General features: G+C 60.5%; 16 protein-coding genes. 2 read left to right on the top strand and 14 right to left on the bottom strand.

Annotation, left to right across the window (positions count from 1 at the left end; translation table 11 throughout):
* Positions 1–47 precede the first annotated feature (47 nt).
* The 12 genes from ABEB25_RS01995 to ABEB25_RS01940 all read right to left on the bottom strand — a co-directional run bounded on the left by ABEB25_RS01995 (position 48) and on the right by ABEB25_RS01940 (position 11,808).
* Entirely contained in the window at positions 48–1,241 is a 1,194-nt protein-coding gene (locus ABEB25_RS01995) for a glycosyltransferase family 4 protein (protein ID WP_345734705.1), read from the bottom strand.
* Entirely contained in the window at positions 1,241–1,936 is a 696-nt protein-coding gene (locus ABEB25_RS01990; RefSeq protein WP_345734704.1) for a class I SAM-dependent methyltransferase, read from the bottom strand. Before ABEB25_RS01990 ends, ABEB25_RS01995 begins: the two co-directional genes overlap by 1 nt.
* Positions 1,936–2,748 (bottom strand): FkbM family methyltransferase, encoded by an 813-nt coding sequence (locus ABEB25_RS01985; protein WP_345734703.1) that lies wholly within the window; start codon positions 2,746–2,748, stop codon positions 1,936–1,938. The genes ABEB25_RS01990 and ABEB25_RS01985 overlap by 1 nt, the downstream gene beginning before the upstream one ends.
* Positions 2,745–4,316: a hypothetical protein gene (locus tag ABEB25_RS01980; RefSeq protein WP_345734702.1), complete on the bottom strand. Its 1,572-nt coding sequence runs from the start codon at positions 4,314–4,316 to the stop codon at positions 2,745–2,747. Before ABEB25_RS01980 ends, ABEB25_RS01985 begins: the two co-directional genes overlap by 4 nt.
* On the bottom strand, positions 4,313–5,398 hold the full coding sequence (locus tag ABEB25_RS01975) for a glycosyltransferase family 9 protein (protein ID WP_345734701.1): 1,086 nt from the start codon (positions 5,396–5,398) through the stop codon (positions 4,313–4,315). Before ABEB25_RS01975 ends, ABEB25_RS01980 begins: the two co-directional genes overlap by 4 nt.
* Positions 5,377–6,669, bottom strand: a complete 1,293-nt coding sequence (locus ABEB25_RS01970; protein ID WP_345734700.1) for an oligosaccharide flippase family protein — start codon at positions 6,667–6,669, stop codon at positions 5,377–5,379. The genes ABEB25_RS01975 and ABEB25_RS01970 overlap by 22 nt, the downstream gene beginning before the upstream one ends.
* A gap of 1 nt (position 6,670) precedes the next feature.
* The gene (locus tag ABEB25_RS01965) at positions 6,671–7,447 is read right to left on the bottom strand and encodes an FkbM family methyltransferase (RefSeq protein WP_345734699.1); all 777 of its coding nucleotides are present in this window, start codon (positions 7,445–7,447) and stop codon (positions 6,671–6,673) included.
* Positions 7,448–7,469: 22 nt separating this feature from the next.
* Entirely contained in the window at positions 7,470–8,249 is a 780-nt protein-coding gene (locus ABEB25_RS01960) for an FkbM family methyltransferase (protein WP_345734698.1), read from the bottom strand.
* Between the two features lie 56 nt (positions 8,250–8,305).
* Positions 8,306–8,881 carry a D-sedoheptulose 7-phosphate isomerase gene (locus ABEB25_RS01955; protein ID WP_345734697.1) on the bottom strand — a complete coding sequence of 192 codons (576 nt, stop codon included), beginning with the start codon at positions 8,879–8,881 and terminating at the stop codon, positions 8,306–8,308.
* Positions 8,882–8,886: 5 nt separating this feature from the next.
* On the bottom strand, positions 8,887–9,873 hold the full coding sequence (rfaE1, locus tag ABEB25_RS01950; protein ID WP_345734696.1) for a D-glycero-beta-D-manno-heptose-7-phosphate kinase: 987 nt from the start codon (positions 9,871–9,873) through the stop codon (positions 8,887–8,889).
* 72 nt (positions 9,874–9,945) lie between these two features.
* A complete protein-coding gene (locus tag ABEB25_RS01945; protein ID WP_345734695.1) occupies positions 9,946–11,010 on the bottom strand; it encodes a 3-deoxy-7-phosphoheptulonate synthase in 1,065 nt (354 codons plus the stop codon).
* Positions 11,011–11,376: 366 nt separating this feature from the next.
* Complete coding sequence (locus ABEB25_RS01940) at positions 11,377–11,808, bottom strand: RNA-binding regulator (RefSeq protein WP_345734694.1); 432 nt, start codon at positions 11,806–11,808, stop codon at positions 11,377–11,379.
* Between the two features lie 207 nt (positions 11,809–12,015).
* Between ABEB25_RS01940 and mnmM the strand changes: the two genes are divergently transcribed.
* On the top strand, positions 12,016–12,651 hold the full coding sequence (gene mnmM, locus ABEB25_RS01935; protein ID WP_345734693.1) for a tRNA 5-(aminomethyl)-2-thiouridylate-methyltransferase MnmM: 636 nt from the start codon (positions 12,016–12,018) through the stop codon (positions 12,649–12,651).
* Here mnmM and ABEB25_RS01930 read toward each other — a convergent pair.
* Together ABEB25_RS01930 and ABEB25_RS01925 are read right to left on the bottom strand one after the other, a co-directional pair.
* On the bottom strand, positions 12,584–13,411 hold the full coding sequence (locus ABEB25_RS01930; RefSeq protein ID WP_345734692.1) for a sterol desaturase family protein: 828 nt from the start codon (positions 13,409–13,411) through the stop codon (positions 12,584–12,586). The two genes, mnmM and ABEB25_RS01930, sit on opposite strands and share 68 nt — an antisense overlap.
* A 37-nt stretch (positions 13,412–13,448) precedes the next feature.
* Positions 13,449–14,585, bottom strand: coding sequence for a coiled-coil domain-containing protein (locus ABEB25_RS01925; RefSeq protein WP_345734691.1), 1,137 nt, complete (start codon positions 14,583–14,585; stop codon positions 13,449–13,451).
* A gap of 157 nt (positions 14,586–14,742) precedes the next feature.
* Between ABEB25_RS01925 and ABEB25_RS01920 the strand changes: the two genes are divergently transcribed.
* Positions 14,743–15,777, top strand: a complete 1,035-nt coding sequence (locus ABEB25_RS01920) for an AraC family transcriptional regulator (RefSeq protein ID WP_345734690.1) — start codon at positions 14,743–14,745, stop codon at positions 15,775–15,777.
* The last annotated feature ends 14 nt before the right edge of the window (positions 15,778–15,791 follow it).

Here is a 15,791-nt window from a genome sequence, read left to right as displayed (position 1 = left end):
TCCCATGCACGGATGTGCAGGGGCCAGATGAATGTGTACCGCAGGTTTCATAGGGACCTTTCGCGAATGATCTCCAGGTAGGTTTGATCCAGCACTTCGGCATAACCGGAAGCGTGGATGCAACGATCCGGCCCAGGCTTCAGATAATGTCGATCCGTCTTCAAAAATTCGCCAATGCGCGTCGCCATGCCTTCGGGCTCCCAGGGCAGCAGGCAACCGTTGACACCCTCCTTCAGATACATCTCATGCCCGTCGTAAGGCGTGACCAGCAGCGGCAAGCCGCAGGCGGAAGCCTCCAGCGCCACCAGAGAAAAAGTTTCGTATCGGGAGGGAAACAGAAAGGCATCCGCTGCGGCATACCATCGCTCCACCTCCGGTGTGGGAGGCATCAGGCTGACCCAGTCTCGCCAGTCCGGGGCAGTTTGATTCAGTTGCGGGATTAGGCTTGCCTGCGCCTTTTCTCCCGCCCCCACGATCAGGAAGCGCAGCCGCAGGCCACACTCATTCCGAGCCATGGTCCGGCAGACATCAAGGCTGCGTAGGGCTGCCCATAGACCTTTTCTCTGATAGTGCCCCGTACTGACAAAAATGAAGATGAAGTCGGTCTCCGCCGCATGAACCTGCGACCGGGCGGCCTCGCGGTACTGCTGCCTGACACCCGTATGAAAGCGTGTCTCATCCAGCAGATTGGGCAGCACCTGAATCCGCTTTTCACTCGCCAACTGAGGACGGATTCGTTCGGCCAATCCCTCGGAGACCGGCAGGATCACCCGCCATCTTTTGGAATGCAGCACCACCGTTTCTTGCAGCAGTCCGATCATCGTATGCAGGATCCTCAGCTTCTCCTTGATGGACCAGGCTTGCTCCCGCCACTGAAGGCCGATCCAGGTGCGGTTGTGAAAGTGCAGGGACATCACATCTGCTCCTGGAATATCCGGCCCGGTGGTGTGGACGATGTCCCACTTGCCAGCCCACAGACGCAGCCAAGTAAGCCGCAGCCAAGCCAGAAACCAAAACCAAAGAGGCTCCAAAAGACGCAGCCAGCGTGCACGGGGCAGCCGTTTCACCTCGGCCCGTGCATCCACCTCGTCATGGTCTAGACACCAGATCTCGATCTGCCATCCCCTGTCCAGCATCCAGGGCAGTGCACGGTGAATGCTCTGCGTGGTGGGTCTCCCTCCTTGAAAGAAAGGGTCCAGCCAGAGCACACGTCTCCCCGTTTGCTGTTTGGATCCGGCCATCAAGCGTTTTTCTGAAACACTGCCAGCAACCCATATGGGCGCAGGGCCCGCCGCTCCTTCGGCGTCAGTTGAGTCTCCGCATCCACCAGGGCCACTGGCACAAACATGCCGCGCAGAGGCAGGCGGGCGCAGTTCATCATGCGATCCACCGTATCCCGTGTCAGGAACCAGTCATTGCCCAGCACCTTCATGTCATAGGGGGCAAACAGGGCCGTGAGCTGCTCCTCCGTGTAGCCTTCACGCATGTGCTCCGGATTGGGAAAAGGCTCCGGTGGACGCGGTACCGTGATCACGGCATAACCACCCGGCTTGAGAATGCGGCACAGTTCTGAAGCGGCCTTTTCATGATCGGTGATGTGCTCCAGGACCTGGGTGGAGAGGACCACATCCACACTTGCATCCGGCATGGGGATCTCCAGCAGGGACTCCCGCATCGTGCGGACATTCGGCAGCCGTCCGGCATTGGCTTGTAGCTGCGCATAGTTCCCCTCGTCATATTCCAGTGCGACAGCCTGCTCGAAACCGAGCGCGAGACAGCGGCGCACAAACTCTCCCGAGCCAGCCCCTCCGTCAAAGATCACCCCCCGGCAGGGAGTCATCCGCATGGCCTGCTCGATGCGCGGCCACTCCACCCGGTAGCGGATGGTATTGAAGGTGAAAAGCCAGCGGCGGGCCAGTGAACGGAGAAGAGACATCAGGGGGAGGAATGGATGAAGTAAAAATTGCCATCGGCAGGCCGGGCTTCCTGGTAGCCGAGATCGAGAATGAACTGCTTCAACTCCGCCGCCGTGCAGCCGAATTCACGAAGCTGATGATCGTAGGCCTCCACCACCAATGCCGGCTTTTGCCGCTGAAAAAAGGCCTTCATCCCGCGCAGGGCCAGCAGTTCGGCGCCCTCAATGTCCATTTTCACGCAATGGATTTTTGGCTCAGGCTGCTTCTGCGCCCACCAGGCATCCCAGACGACCACCGGCACCTCAATGTCCCCGGCAGAGCCGTCTGCCGCAAGACGCGAGTGCCCCGTATTCGTATCATGCAGACGGAAAGGCAGCACTCCCGCCTGATTCCCAACAGCCAGACGATTCACGGTCACACGGTCGGTTAGGCCATTCAGGGCCACGCTCTCCTCCAGGAGACTGGCAATGGGAGGATTCGGTTCAAAGGCCTGCACGTGGGAGCCCGGACGTTTCGCAGCGACCAGCAGGGAGAAGTAGCCCACGTTTGCACCGATGTCCGCAAAGCCGCCCCCCTCAGGAACATGCGAAAGGATGAAGGCCTCTGTGACCGGCTCGATGTTGCCAAAAAGCTTCAGGCCCATGGAAATGAAATCATTGCCAGGATTCACCTTCATGGGAAACCCGGCCCTAGTCGGCACCTGGGAGCCTTCACCTGCCAGGGCATCTCGCCAGGCCGGCCTGCACAGGATGTTTCTCAGCATGAAGTCACGCCCCCGCACCAGCGGCCACAGGCGGGCAAAACGTCGGAGGACAGAGAAGGAAATTTTCATGATCTCATCCCGATACGGCGGATCCGGGGGCGCATGGGCTGCACAAGGGGTTGCGCTGGCCGGGCAATCGGTGAGACCGCCTGCTTAAACTTTTCCTGCCTTTCTGCCCGTGCAGCCAGCGCCTGCTGTCGCGCCAGCACGGCCACCCCGGCCAGGCAAAGCCAGAAGAACACGTTGTTAGGGAAAACCGTGAGGATGCTGCCGCTGATCAGGGACACCGCCACCAGGGCAAAAGCCAGGCCGATCATTCGCGCCGCAAACTGGCGATCTGGCTCGGCGTGCAGACGCCATGCCTGGCGGTGGCTGAGCATGAGAAAAAGAAACCCCGACACCAGCAGGAACAAGAGTGCCAGCGTCCCGAAACGAACCAGCACCTCACTCAGCGGATCATGGAAATGAAAGCGCCCCTCGCCATGCTCATCAATGCCCCAGCCGAGAAGCGTGTAGGCATCCGCATTCATCAGCACCGTGGCAAAGCCTTCCAGACGGTCCCAATAGGTGCCTACCGTCAGCATCCGTCCCATGAAGCTGCCCGGGGTCGCCAACCGGCCAATGAATTCATTCACCAGATCAATGCGCTGAACCAGCCATGGCGAGGCCACCACCAAGGCCAGGAAGCTGCCTCCCGTCACCGCATAAAAAACCCGTGTGCGCGGCTTGGAAAAGAAACACCAGCCGCCAAAAAGTGCGATGGGCACAATGAAGATCGGCGTGCGGCTGGTGGAGGCGATGAGACCGGCGAAATGGATGGCGAAACATAGCAGCGCCAACGCAGGATGCAGCACCGCCTTCCGGCCTTTTTCCCGTCGGGCATAACCTAAAAACAGGCTCACCACCGCCAGCGCAGCGCACACTACCGAAAGGGCACTCGGTGAATTGAGGGTGGAAAAAGCACGCACCTCCCCGGTGCCGAGCTGCTTGATCTCAATGCTCAGGTTCGTCTGCAAATACTCGATTTCAAACTCCGCAAACCCTTGCAACTGCTGGATCACGCCATAGATCGCCACTGGGAGAAAAGCGAACACCAGAAACCGCCACAGCCGCTGTAGTTCATCCACATTGCGAAAAAGCATGGGCAGCACGAAGAGCAGCAGGGCGTAGAGTCCGTTGTTTGCCATGGCCTGCAGGACACCGTTCAATCCAACGCCCCCCTTCATGTAGGCCAGCGCGCCGGTGCCCACCATCAGTACACCGCCCGCCACCAGTGCCACCAGATCGCGAAAAACCAGCCGCCGGGTTCCCATCAGCCCTCCCAGGGCGAGAGCTAAAACGACGCCGCCAAACATGGCTGGAGTGATGCCCAGCACAAAAGGCAGGTCCCCATGGCTGACTCGCCCGCCCATGATCATGAGCCGTTTCAGCAAATCATTGTAGCCACAAAAAGTCAGCCACACATAAAAGCCGATGCGCGGCGAGACGACACTCAGCAGAAAGCCCCCCACCAGCAGGTAGCGGCAAAATTCGCCGATGGTGTTGCCTTCCGTGAGCAGGATGGAGGCGAGGGCAAACATGCCCACCCCACCGAGCACAATCATCGGAAACACAGCGCCTGCGCGTCCTTCATTCATGAGCGGGAGAAATGTTTGATCGCACGTTCACACACAGTTTCAGGTGTGAGCGAGGACAGGCAGAACGGACGGTCCTTTTCTTCACGGCCCTCCGCCGCCACCGTACATTGGCTGGCACAGCAGGGCACACAGGGCAGCGCAGCCGTCAGTGCCAGCCCATGCGGCGAGCGGAAAGGGCCCGTGCGGGCCACTGCCGTAGGGCCGAACAGACCCACCGCCGGTGTGCCGAGCGCCATCGCTAGATGATAGAGGCCTGAATCATTGCCAATCAGCCCTGCACAGCGCGAAATGTAGCGCGCCGCCTCGGTGACGCTTTGCCGCCCCTGCATGTCCAGCGTTCCTGGAGGCATGGAGGCCATGTCAAAGTCCCCTTGGCGTCCCATCACCACCGGCGTCCAACCCTGGTTCAGCAGGTGGGCCGCTAGCTTGGGCCAGGCCTGCATCGGCCATTGTTTCAGATCGCCCGGCACCAAGTCATTCCCAGCCTTGGGGACCAAGGCCACATGCCGTGCCAGCCGGGTGGAGCGGGCCTCGCGGAGATGCCCCAGCTCCGGCCCGAACCCAAAATCATTCATGTCCGTCGGACCTAACCATAAGCGCAGAAACCAGAGAGAAGTGTGGTCCGCATTGCGCGCATAGTCCAGCGGGACGGTCACGGTAAAATCCAGCGGGCTCCACGGCTTCCATCCTTCCGTGCGAAAGCCGATGCGGCGGCTGGCCTTAACCCGACCGGAAAGCAATGTGCGGGACCATGAAAGGTCCAGACAAAACAAGGCATCGAAGCTTCCCTGCTGTCGGACCTTGGCCCAGAGCTGGCTCAAAAAAGGAGAACTCCGCGTGGCGACAAAATCAGCCACAGGAATGGCGTGCACGCGGTCCACCCATTCGGATCCCTCAAGCAACGGAGCCACATTGGCATTCAGAAAAACCTCCACCACGGCCTGCGGGGCATCGTGGCGGATCTGCTGCAGCAGCGGCGTCATCTGCGCCACATCGCCCAGCCCGCAGCAGCGGACGATGGCCACGCGCCGGAGATTCACTAGATCCAAAAGTTCGCCCTTCATGACATCAGCAGCTTCCATCGCCGCGATTCGCGCCAAAACCAAACGGGAGATGCCAGTCCCGCTAATTGTTGCAGCCCCACAGGTCTGAGTGCCGGTAGCACCAGGGACGATCCGAACCAGACGAGAGTGTAGGCGATCGCCGTGGCCCAGGCCGCCCCCACAGCGCCATGATCCCGCACCAGCCACAGATTCAGCAGCACATTCAGCACCAACCCCACGAGCGCACAGCGAATGCTCCACACCGTCTTGCGTTCGATCACCAACAGGGCGCTCCTCAGTTCACCATGCAGATAAGGCAGCGTGGCGATGCCATGCACCAAAAGAACCATAGCAGCCTGCTCAAACGCCTTTCCATACAGCAGCTCCACCACCGCTCCGCCAGCAAGCCACCAGAAGACGATGGAACCGTAAGCAACCAGACTGAGTGCGCCAAACAGCCAGGCGCACTGCCGCAGGTACTTCGCAGGCTCATTTTGAAACGAGCGGGAAAGGATGGGCATGAAGGTCATGATGACAAGCGGTCCGGCAGCATACACGATTTCCGACAAACGGGTAGCCGCCGCATAGACGCCCGCCTCCGCCGCGCCGCGCATCTGGTAGATCATCAACTGATCCACCCTCAGTAGCAGCAGGGTGCCCGAGTGCGCCAGAAACAACGGCAGCGACTCCGCCAGCAAGGAGCGCGCCACCTGGGTATCCCAAGACCGGAGTTCCGCCCACCAGCCGTGCCGCAAGGCCCAGGCGAAGGCGACGGCGGCCGAAATGGCCACCTCCAGAACGATGGTGAAGGCGGCCCAGCACAGATCCGCCCCGGCCAGAATGCAGACCACCCGAGCCAGCGCCGCCAGCCCATTGGCCAGGATACCCAGCCGCGCCGTCCGCTGAGACTGCTGAGCCGCATCCCAGCGGGAAAGCACAGCCAGGTAGGCGTTCAGAGGCAGCGAGGCATACAGGATGCTGCCCACGGCCAGCATCTCCGCCCCGCCCCACCACCAGGCCACGGCGCAGGCTAGGCCAAAACACACCAGCCCCCAGCCCAGCATCAAACGCGCCGCCGTACCCAGCACCAGCCCCGCATCATCGCCCCGCGTGGCCAGTTCCTTGATCAAAACCTGCCGCAGCCCCAACTCTGCCGTGAATCCCATCAGGGAACTGATGACCAAAGCCGTGCCTAACAAACCATTCTGCTCCGGCCCCAGCGCACGAGTCAGCCACGTGCCGACAAACAGGCCCGTGACCAGACGCACGATCTGCGAAACCGTGAGCCAGGAGAGATTGCGCAGGATCATATCAGCTCACCCGTGACCACCACATGGTTCGCCCGTGGAAATGCCGCAGGCCAAACCCGCTGCGTGAAAGCAAATCAGCCGACTGTGAAAGCTCCTCCGCATGGTGGGTCTCCACCACCACCCAGGGCACCGTTTGCAACAGTTTGTCAGCCCCACGCAGAGCGGCTGCACCATGGCCCTCAATGTCGATCTTCAGCAGCAGGGGAGGCAGTTGCGGCGCACGCTGCAGATAGGCATCCAGCGTATTCACCTCCACTGTGCGGCGGTGGCCGCCCTGGGCATTGTCCAGGCTGTTGGTGCCTTCCAGAGGATCGTCGAAGACCACCCCCATGCTGCCGAAGGAATCGCCCACTGCCCCCACAACAGGGTGCCAGCGGCGGGCCTGATTTAATTCCGCCACACAGCGACCAGTGTAGTCCAGGGCCTCCTGCATCATGTCCACGCCGATGACCTGCACCGCCGAGTTTTGTGCAAGCCACCAACGGCTGGTAATGCCCACATTGACACCCACCTCAATCACCGCTCCAGGCTGGCTCTGCACCAGCTTTTCCACGTCGGGATGACGCAACTCACCAAGGATGAAGTTGTCCATGTAGTTGGCCGCCTCCCGCCAATTGGTCAGCCGGATGACAGGCCCCATCTGCACCGGGAACCAGAGGCGACGAAACACAAAAACGGCCAGGGCCAGATACCCGCCCTTCATCCCATGCTGGCGTAGGCTGGCCAGCATGGCATAGGGCATCGTGGCAAACAGGCTTCTCCAATAGGCGCGATCCATAGGATTACATTCTGTTAGGCCATCAGGGCCGCTTTTCGGTAAAAAGAATCCGCGCCTCCGGCGAGCGGGAAACATCACTCAAAACCGTGTGCCCGGCATCGGTCAGCAGCCGGATGCAGGCGGCATGAAGATCCGCCGAATGGGTCTCCAGCACAAAGGCGCGTACTTGGGAGAGATAAGAACCAAACCCCTGTAAGGCCATCACCTCGGCCCCCTCGATGTCCATCTTCACCAGATCCGGCACCGGCACGACGCCTTCCTTGATGAGGCAGTCCACCCGCCTTGCAATGACCTGGATCTCTTGCCAGTCTCCAGAGTCCCCTTCCCCCAGCACATGCTGGCCGCCGGTGCGATCTGGATGCACGGCGAAACGAAGATGCGCACCGTCCACATCACCAATGGCATTTTGAAAAGCCCGGCAGCCCGGCCATTCCGCATAATTAGCGGTGAGCATTTCAAACTCCGCCGGGGAGGGCTCGAACCCGGTAATGTCAGCCTCCGGAAAAAGCGACTTCAGATAAAAGCTGCCCAGGCCAATATTGCCACCAATGTCCAGAATGGACGCAGGGGTGAACGAAAGCGACTCCAGGCAGCGGTAGTCCTGTTCCATCAGCACTTCTACCAGCAGGATGGTATCGGGCTGGGCATGGCGGAGGTGCAGTCTGGGTGCTCCTGGTGCGGTGGTTTCAACCGTTAAGAGCCCCCCACGAAACGGGCTCAGCCCGCCGTAGCAGGCGCACAGACGCAGGAGCTCCGCCTTGTCCTCAAACCGCCGGCCCAGTCGCAGAGCGACGGTAGCCATGGAGATTTTTCGGCCCAGTCCCATGAGGAATCATTACCCAAAAAGGCAGCAGGGACTCAGTCTTTGAAGGCCGCTTCCACATACTCGCACAGCACATGCCCGGCCAGCAGGTGGCATTCCTGAGCATAGGCGGTGATGGGGGTGGGCACGCAGTAGGCGTGGTGGGCCAGGGCCGCACAATCGGCCCCTTTTTCAGCGGTGAAGGAAACGACCACACAGCCAGCCTCACGGGCCGCTTTCAGCCCGGCAACCACGTTCTTGCTGGTGCCGGAGGTGGAGATCCCCACGACGACATCACCCGGTTGAGCCAAGGCCTCCACCTGACGGGAGAAGACGGTTTCAAAACCGTAGTCGTTGCTGTGGGCGGTAAGAACCGATGTATCGGTCGTCAAAGCCAGCCCCGCGAGAGCTCGGCGATTGATGCGATAACGCACGCACAGTTCCGCCGCCAGATGCTGGGCATCCGCCGCGCTGCCGCCATTGCCAAAGAACAGGATTTTCTTTCCAGACTTCAGCGCCGTCACCCAGGCATCGGCGATGGCCGCCAGTGTCTCGCGGCATTCATCCAGGCGCTTGAGCGTGGCGAGGTGGCCATCGAGATGGCCCTGAAGCATGGAGTTAAATTCGGACATAGAGATCAGTCTTCGAAGGATTTCAGCAGTTCATCTTTCATCACGCGGGCAGTGCCCAGCTTGCCCACCACGATGCCGCTGGCATGGTTGGCCACGTTCGCGGCTTCTTCCGCGCTCAGGCCCACCGCCATCGCCAGTGTGAGGAAGGCAATGGCCGTATCCCCTGCCCCGGAGACATCAAACACCTCGCGGGCCTGTGTCGGGATGTGGTGCGGTGCCGCATCGCGTTGGAAAAGGATCATGCCCTGCTCGCCCAAAGTGATGAGTACTTTGCCCACGGCCCATTGATCCAGAAGCTGCTCACCGACTTCCAGCAAACGTTTGTCTTCCAAAGGCGGGCCTGGCGTACGCTGGTCCTGGATGCCTGCCGCAGCAAAGGCCTCCAGACGATTGGGCTTCACCAGGGAAGCTCCGCGCCAGTTCAGCGGATTGTGGGGAGACGGGTCCACCGTCACCAGCTTACCTGCCGCTTTGGCCAGGCCGAGAACCCGGTCCGCAAAGGCCTGCGTGACGAAGCCTTTGCCGTAGTCCTCAATGATGAGACCATCGAGCTCCGGCAGCATCGCCTCGACTCCACGGCAGACTTCATCCAGCTCTTCGGGAGAGAGCTTCTGGATCGTCTCACGGTCCACCCGCACCACATGCTGCTGGCGGGCAATGATGCGTGTCTTGGCAATGGTGGGCAGGGTGCTGCTTTCCAGCATCGGGTCCGTATTGACCCCTTCTTCGTGCAGCAGGCGGCGCAGTTCCCCCGCAGCGCTGTCTTTGCCCACACGCCCCATCAGGTAGGCATGAGGTGTGAAGGCGGATAGGTTGCGCGCCACATTGGCCGCGCCACCCGGAAAGGTCGTTTCCTTGGTCACCTCCACGATCGGCACCGGGGCCTCCGGTGAGATGCGACGCACCGCGCCCCAGATGAAATGGTCCAGCATGACATCCCCGATAACGAGGATGCGAGCACGGGAGAAAGACTCGATAGGGTCGGCGATCACTGGAAAAGAAAAGCAATGAACCAGAAGCGCCAGCGGGAGCGGGCAACAGAAAAATGAAGCTCAGGAACCACCTCACGCCAACCGGCGAGCACGCACGGCAGCAGCCAGGGTATCCAGCATGGACTCGGTGGCGGGCCAGTTCACACAGGCGTCGGTGATGCTCTGGCCATAGGTCAGGGCCTGGCCGGGCTTGGCATCTTGACGGCCCTCAACCAGATGGCTTTCGATCATCACCCCGGTGATAGCTTTGCTGCCCGCACTCATCTGCTCCGCCAGAGACTGGGCCACGCCCGGCTGCTTGCGGTAATCCTTGAGGCTGTTGCCGTGGCTGCAATCCACCATCACACTTGCGGGCAGGCCGCGTGTGCTGAGCTGGTTCACCACGGACTCGATGGACTGGGCATCAAAATTGGTCCCCGTTTTGCCACCACGCAGGATGACGTGGCAGGCCTCGTTGCCACGGGTTTTCACGATAGCAGCGACGCCATCCTTGGTCACGGAGAGGAAGCAATGCTGCCCGGCGGCAGCCTGGATGGCATCCAGAGCAGTCTGAATGCTGCCATCCGTGCCGTTTTTGAAACCGACCGGCATGGACAAACCGGAAGCGAGCTGGCGATGCACCTGGCTCTCTGTCGTGCGGGCGCCAATGGCCCCCCACACCACCACATCGGCGATGTATTGAGGCGTAATGACATCCAGAAACTCCGTGGCGGCCGGCACGCCCATTTTGGCCAGATCCATCAGCAGGCCGCGTGCACCACGCAAACCGGTGTTGATATCGTAACTCTCATTGAGGTGCGGGTCATTGATGAAGCCCTTCCACCCCACCGTCGTGCGGGGTTTTTCAAAATACACCCGCATCAGGATCTCCAGATCCGCCGAGTATTTTTCACGGGCAGCGACGATCAACTGCGCATATTCCAGAGCGGACATGCGGTCGTGGATGGAGCAGGGCCCCACCACCACCAGCAGGCGGTCATCCTTCAGGTTCAAAATCGCCTCGGAACTGCGACGTGCCTGTTCCACAAAAACCGCCTCTGCTTCGCCGAGCGGGATGTCGTGCATCAGCAGGGCAGGCTGGATCAGCGGCAGGATCTCCGCCACGCGGAGGTCATCAGTAGGATGGGAATGGCTCACAGGACAGTCAGGTTGGCAAAAAGGGCGCGCAACGTGGGCTCTTTTGCCGAAATCGCAAGCAGGCGAATCATCGCGGCTGAATTCGTGGTAGCTGCCGCCCTCGGTCGAGCAACTTGCGCTGCCACCGCTCGCAACTTCTTCAAGATTACCGGGTGCAGATCCACGCGGGGCAGCTTCACCACCCTTAGTTAGGCATGGCAAATATGTCTGTTACGGAAATTTAGGCTCCAGCCGTCGCTTTGCAAAGCCTTAAATTTAGGTTTATCAAAGCAATCAGACTGTCAGCCAGCCCCGATGGGACATCAGCCAAAACGCATTGCAGACCTTACTGACCTGCAATGCCTCACCGCCCACGAATCCTTGGGATCAGTCCCAGTCGTTTTCTGGATTCTTGCGGCCGCGATCGCGTGGTTTGCCTTTTTTACCGCCGCGGTCCCGATCATCCCAGTCGTTGTAAGTCGGCTCGGGTGCACTGCGAAAGCCACCAGCATGGCCGCGATCGGACTTCTTCCGGTCGGGATAGCCGCCGCCACCCACCATCGGGCGAGGACGCTCCTCCTTCGGGCGGGCCTCCACGATCTTGATAGCGCGGCCCGCCAGATTGCTGCCCTCAAGACTCGACATCGCCGCCTTGGCCTCGGCATCATTGGGCATGTCCACAAAACCAAAGCCGCGTGAGCGCCCGGTTTCGCGATCCATCACCACACGGGCGATGGAAACGTTACCATAGGCAGCAAATTCGCTGCGCAGTTCATCATCAGTCACGCTGTACGCAAGATTGCTGACGTATAAGTTCATTGAAGGGTCTGAGTCAGGAGCCGCCAGTGGGATAAATGACACCGAAGCCTGACCCATGGCGTCAGAATCAGACTTCCAGCCTCCCCGGCAATAAGCAGGTCAGCCTCGGGAGATTAGGCGTCTGAATTTCTCCTGTCAATTCTCCCGCGAGGGACAAAACACCTTCCCGGCCACTTGTCAGGAGGCTGGAGCGCGACAAAATCCCGGATGGAAACACCCACCCGCCCCCCCCAACTCGCCAGCCAAACCGGCGGCCTGCCCTCAGCCGTGCGCTGGGCACAACTGCTGCTCGCAGACCGGCTGAATACGGGTGACGTCGTCCTAGATGCCACCGCAGGCAACGGCCACGACACCCTTTTCCTCGCGGGCAGTGTCGGCCCAGCAGGTCATGTCTATGCCATGGATGTGCAGGCCCCCGCCGTGGCAGAAACCCGCCGCCGTCTTCTGGAATCCGGCATCTCGGAGGACCGATTCACTCTCGCCCAGGCAGGCCACGAGACGATGCTGGATCTCGTGCGCCCAGAGCACCACCAGCAACTTTCGGGCATCATGTTCAATCTCGGCTACCTGCCCGGATCCGACAAAACGGTGATTACCCGTACCGAAACCACCCTCACCGCCGTGAACGCCGCCATCCATCTGCTGCGGCCGGGCGGCTTGCTGACCATCGCCGTTTATCCCGGCCATGACGGCGGTGCACAAGAACTCCGGGCCCTCACGGAATGGGCCACCTCTCTGCCTCCAAGGGCCTATGAGGTGCAGCACCTGCGCCCGGTCAATCGCAGCGCGAATCCACCGGAGTGCTGGGTGATTTGGAAAACGGCACCTTCTCTCGGGAGGTGACCTCACAAAACCGCCGCTCATACTCCTCATGGTTCGTGCCCATGAGCCGGTCCCAAAAGTTGAAATACAGCCCGTAGTTTCCGCGCATCTTTTCGTGATGCATGATGTGATTCGTCGGTGTGTTCACGATGTACCTTAACGGCGAGCGCATGAGCCAGCGAGGGTGAAATTCATACCCCATGTGGCCGGCGATGTTAAAGGCGATCTGCCACATCATGAAGAGCCCAAAGGCATAGGCATGCATCGGCATCACCACCACCAGCACCGGAAAGATCAGCGCTTGCACCAGAGCCTCTAGCGGTGAAAAAGAATAGGCAGCCCAAGGTGTGGGATTGTGGGACAGATGATGCACCCGGTGAAACCAGCGAAACAGCTTCCGGTGATGCATCAGCCGATGAGTCCAGTAAAACCACCCATCATGGATGACGATGGCGCAGCCAATGCTCAGCCAGAACCACACCAGCCCATACTCGGAGATCTTACGATACATCTGCGTCCAGCCCTCCCGAGTGGCATAAACGGTGGCCGCACCGACGAGCCCAAAGATGAGCATGGACAGGGCCGAATAGCCGACCTCCCGCCACACCTCACCGGGCCGGGGAAACTTAGCGATGATCTTGCGGTGAAACCAGCTTTGCTTGAATAGCCAGTACCCCAGCAGCCATGCAATGCCCGCAAACAGCAGGTATCGCAGGCCCAGCCCCACCGTGCTCCCATAAGTGAGTTCCCAAAAATTCAGAGGCTGCCGGGCAATCATCATGGATCATGAAACGTTGCCGATCCCACCATCTGGCAAATCATTTGCCGGGCAGATCATCATCCATCAGCAGAAAGCCCTGCTCCAGAACTTCCGGCACTGGCTCCACCGACCTGGCTTTCACCATCTTCAGCGTCTCCAGATCATCCGCCAGCGCCGCCTTCTCAGCCGTCAGCTTTTTCACCTCCTCGCGCAGGGCCTCCGTCTCCGCCGCTCCGGCTTCAGGTGCCTGCATTCCGGCCAGGGCTTCTTTTGCCTCTGTGAGACGGTATTCCAGCTCTGCGATCCGGTAGCCATCCTCCCGCGCCTTTTTCCGAGCCTCAGCCTCCGCCTGTGTTATTTTCGACTCCAGCTCCTGAACACGCTTGTCGTTAGGCGCAGCCGTCGTTGCCGCAGAGGGCTCCGGCAGCACGCCCACCGCACTCATGAATTCCTTCTGCACGAGGGCCGCCTTGGCCTCCGCCGCCGCGAGCTGCCGCTGTAGTCCGGTGATGCGGTTTTCCGCCGTGGTCTGGTAAGCGGCTTGGGTTTCCTTCAGACGGGAAATCTCCTCATCCACCGTGCCCAACCGGGCCTGGTCAACCGCCAGGATCTGTTCCTGGTCAGCCAACTGCTGCACCAGTTCCGCTTCACGCGCCCGTGTTTTCTCCAGGTGCTGTGTCAGCCGATTTTGGGTTTCCAAAAGCTGGGATGCCACTTCGCGGGCACGATCTGTCGTCACTTGCAGTGTTTGTTCCAGGGCTGCCACGCGGCCACGCTCCGCTCTCAAAGTCGTCTCCAAATCTCCCACCCGCGCCTCTGTCGGCGCAAGTCGGGCTGCAATCTCACGGGTCTCAGCAAGATCCGACTCCAGGGATGCGATTCGGGCCAGCAACTCGCTTTCCCGCCGCTCTGCCGCCTCGCGATGTGTGGCAAAGCGTTCCTCCACCAGCACCCGCGCGGCAATCGCCTCATCCAGACTTTTCCGTGCCTGGGCAGCCTGCTTGGCAGACTCTGCCTTTTCTTGTTCCAGCAGGGCTGCCGACTGCTCCAGCGCCTGCTGATGCACCGCCCGCAGTTTCACCTGCTTTTGCTTCTGCAGCCACCACGCTAGAGCAAAGGCCCCCAGGCCCGTCACAGCCAGGACAGCCACTGTCTGCATGTCAGCCAAAGAAGCCAGAAGCACGGTAAAAATCATCCCCTCAGTGATAAGGACATCCTGCCCGGTGTCGAGCACAGATCACATCTTCATCCTCCCTCTGCGGCTAGCCACCCAGACATGGAGTGCTGAAGTGCCGCCGTCCCGTTGTTTTACACTGGACCTCCCCCCCGGCCTTTCGCTAGCCTCACTCTTCGTGGTCCGCACTCCGAAGCTCCCGTCCTCCTCCGTCCCCTCTGCACTCGCCACCCTGGCGACCACCGATCCGCAGCCTTTTGAGATCCACCCGCTAATTGACGACCGCCGTTACTTGCGCCGGGACTTTGATCCCGATCTTCCCCTCCAGACCAAGCTGTACTCCTTCCCCACCTATCAGGGCATGGTGGGGGAAAACTGGATGCACTGGCATGACTATCATGAAATGATCCTGCCGGTGGATGGGGCTGGCCGCTTTAGTATGGGCAGTTGGGATGTGGATTTTGCTCCCGGAGATCTGCTCATTGTGGATACCCTGCGCCTGCATGGCGTTTCCCGGCTCAGCGGACCTCATCGTTCGCTGGTCATTTTATTTCCCGCAGACTTCATCACCAGCAACGGCCACTTGTCAGGCGATGCCGCCTTCCTCGATCCCTTGCGCGCCCGTCCCTCAGGCGTGCCCCCGTTGCTGAAAAGCAGCCACCCTCTGGCCCATCGTGTGCATGAATCCCTCCTCGCTCTGCATGAGGCCGCTACGGCACCCGGCAGCGCACGGGAGCACTACCCCGCCTGCAAGCTGCACCTGCTGACGGTGCTGCATCACCTGCGAGAAGCCTTTGGCGTGCGGCAGGCGGACCCGCGTGCACTGGCCCGTGAGGAGACCCGACGTGAACAGTTGCGGCGCGTCTTCAAACTGCTGGCTGAGCGCTTCACCCAACCTCTCAGCCTAACCGAAGTTGCGGCAGCGGCCGGCATGGGCGGCACCGTCTTCCGCACCTTCTTCAAGCACACCACCGGCCACACCCTGGTGGACTATGTGAGGGACCTCCGGCTGGCCCGAGCCGCACAGCTCCTCAGAGAAACAGACAACCCGGTGGCAGACGTCGCCGCAGCAGCAGGCTTCTGCGATCAAAGCTACCTCAACCGCTGCTTTGCACGTCGTTATCACTGCACGCCGCTCGCCTACCGTCAAAGAGAGCAAATGGCAGCACCCGTCAGATTGTCCAAAAAATCCGTCACGAAGTCCAAGCGTTAGTTAGGCCAATTCTG

This window comes from Prosthecobacter algae, from assembly GCF_039542385.1.
Lineage (GTDB): Bacteria > Verrucomicrobiota > Verrucomicrobiia > Verrucomicrobiales > Verrucomicrobiaceae > Prosthecobacter > Prosthecobacter algae.
This window is presented reverse-complemented; position numbering and strand designations above follow the sequence as displayed.

Coding starts and splice junctions, on each gene's coding strand:
- ABEB25_RS01995 (WP_345734705.1), bottom strand. CDS start 1,241: ATGGCCGGATCCAAACAGCAAACGGGGAGACGTGTGCTCTGGCTGGAC.
- ABEB25_RS01990 (WP_345734704.1), bottom strand. CDS start 1,936: ATGTCTCTTCTCCGTTCACTGGCCCGCCGCTGGCTTTTCACCTTCAAT.
- ABEB25_RS01985 (WP_345734703.1), bottom strand. CDS start 2,748: ATGAAAATTTCCTTCTCTGTCCTCCGACGTTTTGCCCGCCTGTGGCCG.
- ABEB25_RS01980 (WP_345734702.1), bottom strand. CDS start 4,316: ATGAATGAAGGACGCGCAGGCGCTGTGTTTCCGATGATTGTGCTCGGT.
- ABEB25_RS01975 (WP_345734701.1), bottom strand. CDS start 5,398: ATGGAAGCTGCTGATGTCATGAAGGGCGAACTTTTGGATCTAGTGAAT.
- ABEB25_RS01970 (WP_345734700.1), bottom strand. CDS start 6,669: ATGATCCTGCGCAATCTCTCCTGGCTCACGGTTTCGCAGATCGTGCGT.
- ABEB25_RS01965 (WP_345734699.1), bottom strand. CDS start 7,447: ATGGATCGCGCCTATTGGAGAAGCCTGTTTGCCACGATGCCCTATGCC.
- ABEB25_RS01960 (WP_345734698.1), bottom strand. CDS start 8,249: ATGGCTACCGTCGCTCTGCGACTGGGCCGGCGGTTTGAGGACAAGGCG.
- ABEB25_RS01955 (WP_345734697.1), bottom strand. CDS start 8,881: ATGTCCGAATTTAACTCCATGCTTCAGGGCCATCTCGATGGCCACCTC.
- ABEB25_RS01940 (WP_345734694.1), bottom strand. CDS start 11,808: ATGAACTTATACGTCAGCAATCTTGCGTACAGCGTGACTGATGATGAA.
- mnmM (WP_345734693.1), top strand. CDS start 12,016: ATGGAAACACCCACCCGCCCCCCCCAACTCGCCAGCCAAACCGGCGGC.
- ABEB25_RS01930 (WP_345734692.1), bottom strand. CDS start 13,411: ATGATGATTGCCCGGCAGCCTCTGAATTTTTGGGAACTCACTTATGGG.
- ABEB25_RS01925 (WP_345734691.1), bottom strand. CDS start 14,585: ATGATTTTTACCGTGCTTCTGGCTTCTTTGGCTGACATGCAGACAGTG.